The organism is Mucilaginibacter sp. NFR10 (assembly GCF_900100445.1).
GTDB classification, from domain to species: Bacteria; Bacteroidota; Bacteroidia; order Sphingobacteriales; family Sphingobacteriaceae; genus Mucilaginibacter; species Mucilaginibacter rubeus.
Genome location: NZ_FMTV01000001.1, coordinates 1,365,415 through 1,377,900, shown reverse-complemented (window position 1 = coordinate 1,377,900; position 12,486 = coordinate 1,365,415). Strand labels below are relative to the sequence as shown.

Genomic DNA, 12,486 nt, shown 5'->3' with positions numbered 1-12,486 from the left:
AGTATAAACTACTATACCGCTAACTCCGGTATATATCTGTTAATAACCAATGAAGAATTTTTTAGATCAGGATTTTTTACTTCAAACAAAAACGGCGCAGCGCTTATATCATGAGTTCGCCAGCCATCAGCCTATTATTGATTATCATTGCCACCTGCCGCCAGATCAGATTGCTGACGATATCAATTTTAAAAACATAACGCAGATCTGGCTTTATGGCGATCATTACAAATGGCGCGCTATGCGGGCAAATGGTGTTAATGAAGCCTATATCACCGGTAATAAAACCGACGAAGAAAAGTTTATGCAATGGGCCGCTACGGTTCCTTACACTTTGAGAAACCCGCTATACCATTGGACACACCTTGAATTGCAGCGATATTTTGGCATCAATGAGTTGCTCTCACCAGCATCGGCACAAAAAATATATGCCCAGTGCAACGAAAAACTGCAATCGCCGGAGTTCAGCATCCGTAATATTTTAAAAAGTAAAAACGTAGAGGTTGTGGGTACTACTGATGATCCGTTGGATAACCTTAGCCATCATCAGAAACTGAAACAGGACGGGTACAGTGTGAAAGTATTGCCAGCCTACCGCCCCGATAAAGCTATGAACGCCGATGACATTGCCGGGCTCAACAAATACATTGACCAACTGGAATCAGTGGCAAATGTATCTATATCTAACATTGATGAATATCTTTCGGCCTTAAAAGCAAGACACGAATACTTCGCCGAAAACGGCTGCAAATTATCAGATCACGGACTGGAGCAAATTTATTCCGAAGATTATACTGACGCAGAGATAGCTACCATCTTTACCAAAATAAGGAACAGCGAAGTGTTGTTGCCTTTGGAAATCCTGAAATTTAAATCGGCTATGTTGTATTACTTTGCCATTTGGGATCATGAAAAAGGCTGGGTACAACAATTCCACCTTGGTGCATTGCGTAATAACAATGCGCGTGCTTTAAACAATTTGGGGCCTGATACCGGCTGGGATTCTATAGGCGATTTTGCACAAGGCAGGGCATTATCCAAATTCCTGAACAGGTTGGATACCACCAACCAGTTAGCCAAAACCATTATTTATAACCTTAACCCTGCCGATAACGAGCTGTTTGCTACTATGGTGGGCAACTATAATGACGGTTCGGTAGCCGGCAAAATGCAGTTTGGATCGGCCTGGTGGTTTTTGGATCAAAAGGATGGCATGATTAAGCAATTAAACGCTTTATCAAACATGGGCCTGCTGAGCCGTTTGGTTGGGATGCTTACCGATTCGAGGAGCTTTATGTCGTTCCCGAGGCATGAGTATTTCCGCAGGTTGCTTTGTAACTTGTTGGGTGATGACATTGAAAACGGCGAATTACCAAACGATATTGAATGGACAGGAAAGATCGTGAGCGATATTTGCTATTTTAACGCCAAAAACTATTTCAATTTTTAAATGAGCAATATAGAAAATACAAAGGGAAGCATCCTGTCATTTGGCGAATTGTTGTTACGCATGTGCCCCGATGGTGAAGGGCAATGGTTAAAAAGCAACAAGCTGCCATTTTTTATGGGTGGTGCCGAGCTTAACGTAGCCAATGCTTTAGCCCTTTGGGAGCAGCCAATAAAATATTTTACCGCTTTGCCTGATAATGCCTTATCCGAACAGATTATCAGTTACCTGGAAAGCAAAAGTATTGACACATCAGCAATACATCATAGTGGTAACAGAATAGGTCTTTATTATCTTACCCGTGGTAAAGATGTAAAGAACAATGCTATCGTATATGACCGTGCAGGCTCGTCCTTTGCCGATCTCAAACCGGGCATGGTTAACTGGGATGTTGTTTTGGAAGGTGTAAGCTGGTTTCATTTCAGTGCGATTTGTCCGGCCTTGAATCAGCTTGCAGCTGATGTTTGCGAAGAAGTTTTACAGGCAGCAAGCAAAAAACATATCACCATATCTGTCGATCTTAATTATCGCCCCAAATTATGGCAGTACGGTAAAAAGCCGGTAGAGATCATGCCGAAACTGGTACAATATGCCGATATCATTATGGGTAATGTTTGGGCCGAAGAAACCATGCTTGGTATTCCCGTTACGCCAGATATGCATGAATCGGGCCAGCAAAGTATTTACCTGAAAGAAGGGCTTTATTCGTCTGAAAGGATCATGGATGCTTATCCGCGCTGCCGGGCTGTTGCCAATACCTTCCGCTTTGATGCAGGCAAAGGCGTTGAATATTATACTTCGCTTTATACAGGCAACCGCTTTTATCACTCCCCAACCTATACTACCGAAACCGTGGTTGACAAAGTTGGCAGCGGCGATTGCTTTATGGCCGGGCTTATTTACGGCTTTTATAACAAACAAGATCCACAGCAATTGCTGGACTTTGCAACGGCAGCCGCATTCGAGAAGCTATTTATTGAAGGCGATGCGACCACAAAAACAATTGATCAAATTTATAACACAATGAAACAATGAGTAAAAAAAATATAGTACTTGACGCGATATTAAAGCAGGGTACATTACCGCTGTTCTTTTATAAAGACCCGGAAGTGAGCCTGCAAATAACCCGCACGCTTTATAAAGCTGGGATTAGGGTATTTGAGTATACCAACCGCGGTGCAGCCGCCCTCCAAAACTTCAAGGTTTTAAAACAAGCCCTTGCAAACGGCGATATGCCGGGCCTGGAATTAGGTATCGGCACCATCAAAAGCCTTCAGGAAGCTGAAGTTTTTATTGCTGCTGGAGCTGATTTTATCGTTTCGCCAATTGTTAACCCCGAGGTTGGCAAACTGGCGGCGCAGCATAACCTGTTATGGATTCCTGGTTGTATGACACCAACCGAAATCTATACAGCTCAACAAAATGAGGCTGCGTTGATAAAAATATTCCCGGCCAACATACTGGGACCGGAGTTTGTATCCTCAATCAGGGATTTGTTTGCCGGTCAGTTGTTCATACCAACAGGTGGGGTTGATTTGAACCATGACAGCATCAGTACCTGGTTTAAAGCGGGGGTATGCGCCGTGGGCATGGGCAGCAAGCTCATCAGCAAAAGCGTATTGGAAAACCGGGAGTACGACAAATTGTATAACGATACCCTGAAGCTGCTGGAAATAGTACAAACCATTAAATAGCCTGTAAACCTAAATTATAATGAGAGAAGAAAAAGTTGGAAACTACCGCTGGGTGATCTGCTCGCTGGTATTTTTCGCAACAACCGTTAATTACCTTGACCGGGCAGTAATCAGTTTGCTTAAATCAGACCTTACCAAAGAGTTTAAATGGAATGATGGTGATTATGCAAACATTGAGATAGCTTTTAAAATAGCTTATTCAATAGGTTTGCTGGCTGCCGGACGGATCATTGATAAGATAGGCACCAAACTCGGCTATTTCCTTTCAACACTACTATGGAGTATTTCGGCGGTGTGCCACGCTTTTGTTGGCGGCACCTTTGGTTTCGGCGTAGTGCGTTCTGCATTGGGCCTTAGTGAAGCGGGAAATTTTCCTGCAGCTATTAAAACCGTGGCCGAGTGGTTTCCTAAAAAAGAACGTGCATTTGCTACGGGGATCTTTAACTCGGGTGCAAACATAGGTGCTATAGTTGCACCTTTAACAGTTCCGTTTATAGCAGCTGCTTGGGGATGGCGCTGGGCATTTATCATAACCGGCTCAATCGGTTTTATATGGCTTGTATTATGGCAGGTAATTTACCGCGCACCTTCAAAGCATAGCAAGGTATCAAAAGCCGAGCTTGATTACATCAACAGTGATCATGACAGTCAAACTGAAGCTTTACAGCCTGCTGAACAAAAGAAAATATCTTGGGGCAAGCTGCTTTCGTTTAAGCAAACGTGGGCATTTGTTATAGGTAAATTCCTTACCGACCCTATATGGTGGTTTTACCTGTTCTGGCTCCCCGATTTTTTGGAAAGCCAGTATCATTTAAAGGGCACAGAAATAGCCATTCCCGTTGCGTTGGTTTATACCATGTCTACCTTTGGGAGTGTTGGCGGCGGTTGGTTGCCTATGAACCTTATTAAAAAGGATTGGCCTGTATTTAAAGCCCGTAAAACATCTATGTTTATTTACGCACTGGCGGTAATACCAATCATATTTGCGCAAATTCTGGGTGGTGTTAATATGTGGCTTGCGGTTATAGTGATAGGGATAGCAGCATCGGCGCACCAGGCATGGAGCGCTAATATATTCACCACAGTTTCGGATATGTTCCCAAAACGCACTATTGGTTCGGTAACGGGCTTAGGTGGCATGTTCGGTTCTATCGGTGGTGTGTTCCTGTCGCTTGCCGTGCAAAAAAACCTGTTTGTGTATTACCGGTCAATCGGTAAAATTGAGATAGCCTATTATATTATGTTCTTTGTTTGCGGAAGCGCTTACATTTTAGCCTGGCTCATTATGCATTTCCTGGTGCCTAAAATGAAACCAATTGAATTGGATTAACCATATGAAATATAACGAAGGAAGCCGGGGCAAATGATCCGGCTTCCTTTTTTTATAAAGAGTGGCTTACCGCCTGTTCGGCCAGTTCATCAATCCAGCTCGAAAGGTAAGGCTCTGTACCATCAATCCTGATCCATTCGCTATCCTGATCTTTGACAATTACCAAATGTAGTGTGCCATCTATCGATTTAAACTCATATGCATTGGCATAACCGGCCCAGGTCACCTGTTGCGCTGTACCTTCAATAATGCTATCGGTCCCCGTAAGCGTGGCATCAAATTGTTGTTTCATAGTGTTTATAGTTTTACTAACCTAACATAGTTCTGGCAGTTTCTGTTTGCGCTGGTGTTAAGCCGAAGGCCATGTTATTTATTTTAGACTGATAAAATTGTATTTAAATTTAAGCAACTAAAACTTTTAATACACGAGTTACGTTTTGTTAATAATTATAAACCATGAACAGAAGGCTCAGTACAAAATATTTCCAGGTATCGCAAAGGGTATGGGGAACTAAACTATTATTTGTTAATGTTTACATGATCGCCAACCGTCCCGGTGCTGCCAAAGGTTGGGTTTTGGTTGATACGGGGTTAAAAGGTTCGGCAAAAAAAATAATTGCTATGGCCGAAGAGCTTTTTGGCCCGGGAACCAGGCCTGCAGCTATTGTGCTCACACATGGACATGCCGACCACTCGGGAGGATTAGCAGAACTTTTGGAGATTTGGAATGTACCTGTTTATGCCCACGCACTTGAATTGCCTTACCTAACAGGCCTGTCATCATACCCACCAGCCGATCCATCGCTGACCGACGGGCTGATGAGCTTGTTGTCGGTATTTTTCCCAACATCCCCCATTAACCTCGGTACTAAAGTAAAAACCATCGATATGGAGGAAGGGATCCCCGTACTGCCCGAATGGAAGATCATTCACACACCCGGCCATACGGCGGGCCATATTTCCCTGTTTTTGCCAATAAATTCGACCCTTGTAGCCGGGGATGCCTTTTCAACTACTAAGGCCGAATCAGCTTTATATTCATTTAGTTCGCTTAAAAAGTTAACCGGACCGCCAAGGTATTTCACTACCGACTGGGAAGCTGCTGCCCAATCAGTACGCAGGCTTGCCGCGCTTGAACCACGTACGGTGGCCGCAGGCCATGGCCCGATAATGCGCGGCCGTGAGCTGCATGATCAATTGCATGAACTGGCCGATAACTTTGAGCAGGTTGCAATACCCGTAAAAGGCCGCTATGTGGGGCATCCCGCTGTCGCCGATGAAATGGGCGTAACCTATATTCCGCCTTATGTAAGCAGCGGTATCTTAAAAGCAACAGTTGGCATCGCAGCTGCAATTGCAACGTTTTTTATTATAAAAGGATTGCAGGAATAGGAGCAGAATCCCATCGCTTTGTGCTTACCTTTACCGCGTGGAAAATTTAAAACCCGATCCCAAAATTCTCATCGATATTGTACAAACCCGGATGCCTTATGGCAAATATAAGGGTACTATTATAACTGATATCCCAGTATCTTACCTGGAATGGATGTCGGGTAAAGGATTTACTAAAGATAAAATGGGGATGTTACTTTCAACCACATTTGAGATCAAAACAAATGGGCTGGGTGAGATTCTGTATATGGTGAAGAAACAAGTTCAAGCCCAAGCCCCCCGCCCCGCTAAAGGAGGAGGATTCTGATCAGGTTTCTTACCCATCTCCATTAAAAAAAGAAGCAGTACTCGTAACGCTTCTTTTTTATGCCGACAACTCCCGTTTAAGGGGCTGGGGGGCATCTACAATCTGTTAAACCAGCCTTTCTTCCAAAATACAAACACCTGTATTATGGCTATCAAAAACATAAACACGATAGCATAAATGTAACCATGGTGCCAATATAGCTCCGGCATATTGTCCGGCAGAAGATGGCCTTTATCATCCTGCCGGGAAAAATTCATCCCATATATACCGGCTATAAAAGTAAGCGGGATAAAGATCACAGAAATGATAGTAAGCACCTTCATGATCTCGTTCATGCGGTTACTTACCATGGATAGATACAGGTCGATGATACTTGACGTTACCTCTTTATAGTTTTCAATGAGGTCCATGGCCTGGATGCAATGATCATAGGCGTCGCGCAAAAACAATTTAACTTCCGGCGTTATCAACGGACTTTCAGACCGGATCATGTCATTTATCTTATCCCGCTCGGGCCAGCTGGCGCGGCGTACAACAATGAGCGTACGTTTTAATTGCTGGGCATTAAACATGATGGTTTTATCGGCGCTCAGGTAAAGCTTATCTTCAAGGGCATCCAAATGATCGCCAATTTCGGCAAGCAGCACAAAGTAGGTATCAATTATAGTGTCAGTAAGCGCATAACACATATATCCGGGGCCCGCGGTACGGATAGCGCCCTTTCCGGCTTTTAAACGGGCTTTTACGGCATCAAAGCGCTCGGTGTGGTCCTCCTCAAAGCTAATGATGATATTATCTTTTATGATAGCTGAAAACTGGCAGTTGATGATTTCATTATCCTTATTAAAATGAACAATGCGGCTGGTACAAAAGGCATAATCCTCGTATTCATCAAATTTGGGGCGCTGGTGGGTGTTGGCAATATCCTCCAAAACCAGAGAATTGATATTGCAATGTTCACCAATTTGCTCAATCAGCGAGGCATCGCCCAACCCATTAATCTTGATCCAATGGGTATGATTATCACATTTATTTAGCTGTTTTAATGCTGTTTTGATATCCTTGCCCTCGCAAGTTACCAACTCATCTTTATTGTATGAGTAAACTGATATAATGGGTTTCAGTGCATCCTCGGCTACCCTGATAGTACCTGGTCTGTCGCCTACATTTCCTGCTTGTTTGTGTTTTTTAAGGCGCAGGCGTTTAAAGTTGCCATTCATCTACAAATAGTTTATGGTTTGCGGGCCCTGGTTAAACAGCAGGTCAATGATACTCAGGTTTTTCATAAAGCCCTTGCGGTCTTCAAATACCTGGAAATACGGTTTCTGCTGTATCTCACTTTCCTTTTTTGGATGGATAGAAAACCGAAAATCATGCAGGTTAGGATATTCGGGCTGATATTCATCCGTGTAATTTAATTCTGTTTTTATTTTGGCGAGCTTAAGCAGCAGGTTCAAAAGCTCCTCATTATAATCAAACAAGTAGGTAATTTGTTTTTCATAAAAAGGTGCAAAGTCATCTTCATAAAACTCAAAATAAGCCGAACGGCGATAACAGGCCTGCAAGCTTTGCCAGTGCAGGCGCTGCCACATAAAATCGTAGCTGATTTTTACATCTTTAACTTTAGTGTGATTTTTTGAACCTTTTATTACCGGAACCACCAATGCCAGCACACCATCGGGCGAGTAGATATTGGCCCGGTTGCGATAAGTTTGTTTGGGGAAATGTTCTTCTCTTTCTATCAGTATATCAGGCTTGTACGTATTTAACTGTACAAAATAATCTACCGGTGGAAGATAAAACATGGGTAACACAGCGCCTTTTTCAATCATATATTTTATGTTTGTGCTCAAAATTGGCTAAAATAATGATAAAAAAGGGTTTTACTAAGTTAGGGATATTAATTTTATACCTTATCTCGTTGCTTCCCTTTTGGTTTTTATACATTTTATCCGATATCGCGTTTGTTATTATTTACTACGTTGTTCATTACCGCCGTGATGTAGTGCAGCAAAACCTCCGCAATTCCTTTCCCGAAAAAACAGATCAGGAACGTCATGATATTGAACGAAAGTATTATCGCTACCTGGCCGACCTGATAGTGGAAACCATTAAAATGATCACCGTATCAGAAAAACAGATCCAAAAAAGGGTAGTGGCTACCAACTCCGACCTGGTGTTTGAATACTTTGCTAAAGGTAAGAGTATTATTGCTGTTGCCGGCCATTACTGCAACTGGGAAATGGCAGCCCTCAATTTCAACTTTGTTACCGATAAAAGATTCATGATCATTTACAAAAACCTGTCGAACAAAACGTTTGATGATTTTTTTATTAAGATCCGGTCAAGGTTTGGTGGGCAGCCGGTAGCCATGAAGCAAACGCTACGCAAAATGGTGGAATACCGTAAGGAGCTTACCGTAAGCGTATTGGTGGGCGACCAAACCCCTGTAATGCATGAGGTAAACTATTTCACCAATTTTTTAAATCAGCCAACTGCGGTATTTTTGGGTATTGAAAAGATTGCCAAAACAATTGACGCCGCTGTTGTTTTTTACGACATGAAAAGGGTAAAACGCGGATATTATGAATATACCCTAATCCCGCTTACCGAAACACCAAAAGAAACTGCCGAACACGAAATAACAGATATGCACGTGAAATACCTTGAGGGAATGATCAGGAAAGAACCGCAATACTGGTTATGGTCGCACCGGAGATGGAAATTTAAGCCGGAGGATTTACATAGATGACCCATACACCTAAAGTTGCTGTAGTTATTTTAAACTGGAACGGCGCAAAGTACCTTAAACAATTTCTTCCTGCGGTATTATCCTCAACGTATCCTAACCTGGATATCGTTATGGGGGATAACGCTTCTTCGGATGATTCAGCAGCGTTTATGCGCGCAAACTATCCATCGGTAAGGATTATCCAAAATGATAAAAACTACGGCTTTACAGGGGGGTATAACCGGGTGCTGGCCCAGGTTGATGCCGATTATTATATCCTGCTTAATTCGGACGTTGAGGTTGTTCCAGGATGGATTGAACCTGTTATCGAATTAATGGAAAGCGATAGTTTAATTGCTGCTGCTGCTCCCAAGATCCGGTCATACGCACAAAAAGAATACTTTGAACATGCCGGCGCTGCCGGTGGCTTTATTGATAAGCACGGCTATCCCTTTTGCCGTGGCAGAATCTTTTACGAGCTGGAAAAGGATAACGGTCAATATGAGCAATCAGGTGAGGTATTCTGGGCATCGGGAGCTTCTTTGTTTATCAAAAAAAGCATTTGGGATGAAGCCGGCGGCTTTGATGAAAGCTTTTTTGCCCATATGGAAGAGATCGACCTTTGCTGGCGCTTAAAAAACATGGGTTATAAAGTAATGTATTGCGCGCAATCAACCATATATCACGTTGGCGGCGGTACGTTAAATGCCGAAAATCCGTTTAAGACTTATCTCAATTTCAGGAATAACCTGCTGCTTATAAAAAAGAACCTTCCATTTTGGCGGGCGTTTTGGATGATCAGCATCCGCTTTATAATGGATCTACTGGCCTTGTTCAGGTTTTTGATGGAAGGTAAACGCAAAGATGCCTGGGCAGTAAGCAGGGCACATCAGAGCTTTGTGTTAAGCCTCTTTAAGAAGGTTAAAAGCGAAAAGCTAAAGGCGAAAGGTAACGCGGTACAAAACACAAAAGGTATATACAGGGGCAGTATTGTTTGGGATTTCTTTGTTAAAAAGAAAACTCATTTTACTGATCTTGATCCTTCGGAGTTTTAGCGGCATCTGTACCCTGTTCCGGTTCTGCTGCTTCGTTGATTATGCCGGGCGCCTCGACCTTAATAGGTGGCAAACCCTTAGGCCATATCACCCGTACATCCTGCTGGCGGAATGGAATGTCGATTCCTTCTCTGTTAAATGCATCGTAAATATCGGCTAATACGCGGCTCTTAAGTCCAAGCCAGGTGTTGATATCGGCTGCCCAGAAAAACACCCTGAAATCAACCGAGCTTTCATTTAAATTATGCAGGAATACAGAAGGCGATGGCTGGTTCATGATATCATCATGGTTAGTTAATAAATTTAACAATATTGCCTTAACCTGCTCAATGTTTGATCCATATGCTACCCCAATAATCAGTTCAACCCGGCGGTTGTTATTACTTAAGGTCCAGTTAATTACGTGATGAGATATTAAGTCGCCGTTAGGGATAATTACCTCCGCGCCATCGGCGGTAGCAATTTTACTGGCACGGATGCCGATATCCATAATAGTACCCGAACGGCTGTCAACTTCAATAATATCACCAACCTGGATCGGTTTCTCGAAAGCAAGTATCAAACCCGATACGAGGTTGTTAACGATATTCTGTAAGCCAAAACCAATACCAATACCAAAGGCGCTGATAATAATGGTGATTTTATCGATAGGCACTCCTGAAGCAGCTACGGCCAGGAAAAAGCCTAAAGCAATCACGCCGATGCGGATAAGCAGGGTGGAGGTGCGGTTCTTTTTCTTGGCCACATCAATATCATTGGCATGCTTGGCAGCAATATCATAAAGGTAACTGATGATCTTTGACGCGATAGATGACAGCCAGATCACGGCCACAAATATGATCACGCTTTGAAACGTGAACTGGGTATTGGTACCGCCAATGCTGCGGTTTTTGGTCAGAAAATCGCCCAGGTAATCAAATACGGTATCTTCAACGTTCAGGTTTTGGGTAAGCATTACCAGCCATAGCAAGGTAGCCAATATGCTCAGCACACTCCTGAACTTATTTTGCATTAATTTATAATCGATAAAAGAAGTTAGGTTGTTGCTCTTTTTACCGGCTTCCAGTTGCAGGAACAAGGCTTCCATAATGATATGCACTATGTAATACATAGCAAGGGCAAGCCACAGGTTATAAACTACACTAACACCAATGATTTTAGCCAAACTCACCCTGCCGAAAACATTGCATAAAAAAGATGCCACCTGCAGAAATATGAAAACCTTCAATATAAAGCCGGTATAAGGCAGGTAATCAGCCCTGGCCTTGCGCACTTCTGATAAAAACCTGAAACTTATTACCGATGCAGCGAGGCCTAAAATCAAAATAACTACCCTGTCGATATTGGTCACCTGAATATAAAGATTGCTCAGGCTGTAAATAATAGTGATGCCAAATAGCTGCAGCATGTAACGGAACATAGTTGCAGGGCATGCCTTTTTTATGAGGTAAAGCAAGGCAATCATCAACACCAATAAAAACATCTCCAATACAATTACCGGCGGGTGATCATAAACGTTTGGCAACAACGTAAAAGTTAAAACAATTGAGGATACAAACGGATAATTTACAACGTAATTGGCCTGGCCAAACACACTTTCGGGCGCATCGTTATCACGTATGATCCTACGGCGACTGGCGCGAACCCAGGCGAAAAATACTAATAGAACCACCAGGCCCGAAAGATGGATCAGGATATCCCGACCTATAAAAAAGTTGAACAGCTTGGCGTTCATATCGGCGGTAGCTTTTGTTGCCGGGCCGAAATCGCTGCCTTCATCAGCATTCATGTTCCATATGCTGCTATACTCCTGGGACATCGCCCTGATGCTGAAATCCCTAATCTTGGTATCAATCTGGTCTTTAAGGTCGAGTATGGAAATATAAACCGCCGAAGTACGGTTTTGCAGCAGGCCAATCTTTACCATCACCTTTTTGTTAGTGGTATCCAGGCGGTGATATTTACTGTCGATAGCTATTTTCTGGATCAGGTAAGTGGTAGCCAGCGAGCTATCAGCAGGCAGGATTTTCAAAACGCTATCTCGCGATATGGCATCCAGGTCGTTTTGATTTTGAACGAGTTTAGTGTTGATATCGGCAAGCTGCTCCTGCCAAAGGTCAAGCTGGTCATCGCTCCGCGTGAGCACATCCCTGATGGTATAAAGGTACCTTAATGTGCTTGATTTATCATTATCAATAAGCGATTTGATGAGCGTAATCCGCCTTTCAAATGATGGCAGCTTACTGCTGATCTCTGTCGTATCTAACTTTTTTGACAGGTTGCTTTTGATCTGGTTAAAGGCAGATGTATAATATTCAACTTTTTGCAACAGGTTATTTACCGATGTATCCGAGCGTTTGAGCGCCCGCATCATCGAATCGCGCGAAAGGATAGAGGCGCGGAGCGAGTCTCTTACCGATCTTGGCTTTTTCTTTTTGGCTTGGGCAAATGCATCAACACTGAATAACAGCGTAATAAAAAGTAAACTTAGCGCGGCAACCCTGAATATTTTAAGCATCTGGAACAATAA

At 43.0% G+C, this 12,486-nt stretch carries 12 protein-coding genes; 8 read left to right on the top strand and 4 right to left on the bottom strand.

Translation table 11 applies throughout. The features are described from left to right. The first annotated feature begins 49 nt into the window (after positions 1 to 49). From uxaC to BLP33_RS05685, 4 genes are read left to right on the top strand one after another with little or no spacing between them, the layout of a single operon-like run. Entirely contained in the window at positions 50 to 1,450 is a 1,401-nt protein-coding gene (gene uxaC, locus BLP33_RS05700; protein WP_090525733.1) for a glucuronate isomerase, read from the top strand. Further along, positions 1,451 to 2,482: a sugar kinase gene (locus BLP33_RS05695; RefSeq protein WP_090525729.1), complete on the top strand. Its 1,032-nt coding sequence runs from the start codon at positions 1,451 to 1,453 to the stop codon at positions 2,480 to 2,482. Beyond that, positions 2,479 to 3,141: a bifunctional 4-hydroxy-2-oxoglutarate aldolase/2-dehydro-3-deoxy-phosphogluconate aldolase gene (locus BLP33_RS05690; RefSeq protein WP_090525727.1), complete on the top strand. Its 663-nt coding sequence runs from the start codon at positions 2,479 to 2,481 to the stop codon at positions 3,139 to 3,141. The genes BLP33_RS05695 and BLP33_RS05690 overlap by 4 nt, the downstream gene beginning before the upstream one ends. 19 nt (positions 3,142 to 3,160) lie before the next feature. Next, a complete protein-coding gene (locus BLP33_RS05685; RefSeq protein WP_090525724.1) occupies positions 3,161 to 4,471 on the top strand; it encodes an MFS transporter in 1,311 nt (436 codons plus the stop codon). Between the two features lie 52 nt (positions 4,472 to 4,523). Here the strand turns inward: BLP33_RS05685 and BLP33_RS05680 are convergent, their stop codons facing one another. Continuing rightward, the gene (locus tag BLP33_RS05680; RefSeq protein ID WP_090525721.1) at positions 4,524 to 4,763 is read right to left on the bottom strand and encodes a hypothetical protein; all 240 of its coding nucleotides are present in this window, start codon (positions 4,761 to 4,763) and stop codon (positions 4,524 to 4,526) included. A 164-nt stretch (positions 4,764 to 4,927) separates the two neighbouring features. On the opposite strand from BLP33_RS05680, the gene BLP33_RS05675 reads away from it, so the two are divergent. After that, positions 4,928 to 5,863, top strand: a complete 936-nt coding sequence (locus BLP33_RS05675) for an MBL fold metallo-hydrolase (protein WP_090525718.1) — start codon at positions 4,928 to 4,930, stop codon at positions 5,861 to 5,863. A gap of 37 nt (positions 5,864 to 5,900) precedes the next feature. Then, entirely contained in the window at positions 5,901 to 6,170 is a 270-nt protein-coding gene (locus tag BLP33_RS05670; RefSeq protein ID WP_090525715.1) for a DUF3820 family protein, read from the top strand. 95 nt (positions 6,171 to 6,265) lie between these two features. Here BLP33_RS05670 and corA read toward each other — a convergent pair whose 3' ends face one another. Continuing rightward, positions 6,266 to 7,390, bottom strand: a complete 1,125-nt coding sequence (gene corA / locus BLP33_RS05665) for a magnesium/cobalt transporter CorA (protein WP_090525713.1) — start codon at positions 7,388 to 7,390, stop codon at positions 6,266 to 6,268. Then, entirely contained in the window at positions 7,391 to 8,002 is a 612-nt protein-coding gene (locus tag BLP33_RS05660; protein WP_090525711.1) for a WbqC family protein, read from the bottom strand. Positions 8,003 to 8,037: 35 nt separating this feature from the next. Between BLP33_RS05660 and BLP33_RS05655 the strand changes: the two genes are divergently transcribed. Then, complete coding sequence (locus tag BLP33_RS05655) at positions 8,038 to 8,922, top strand: lysophospholipid acyltransferase family protein (protein ID WP_090525709.1); 885 nt, start codon at positions 8,038 to 8,040, stop codon at positions 8,920 to 8,922. Further along, on the top strand, positions 8,919 to 9,956 hold the full coding sequence (locus tag BLP33_RS05650) for a glycosyltransferase family 2 protein (protein ID WP_090525707.1): 1,038 nt from the start codon (positions 8,919 to 8,921) through the stop codon (positions 9,954 to 9,956). The genes BLP33_RS05655 and BLP33_RS05650 overlap by 4 nt, the downstream gene beginning before the upstream one ends. Here the strand turns inward: BLP33_RS05650 and BLP33_RS05645 are convergent. Further along, on the bottom strand, positions 9,928 to 12,474 hold the full coding sequence (locus tag BLP33_RS05645; protein ID WP_090525705.1) for a mechanosensitive ion channel family protein: 2,547 nt from the start codon (positions 12,472 to 12,474) through the stop codon (positions 9,928 to 9,930). The two genes, BLP33_RS05650 and BLP33_RS05645, sit on opposite strands and share 29 nt — an antisense overlap. Between the last annotated feature and the right edge of the window lie 12 nt (positions 12,475 to 12,486).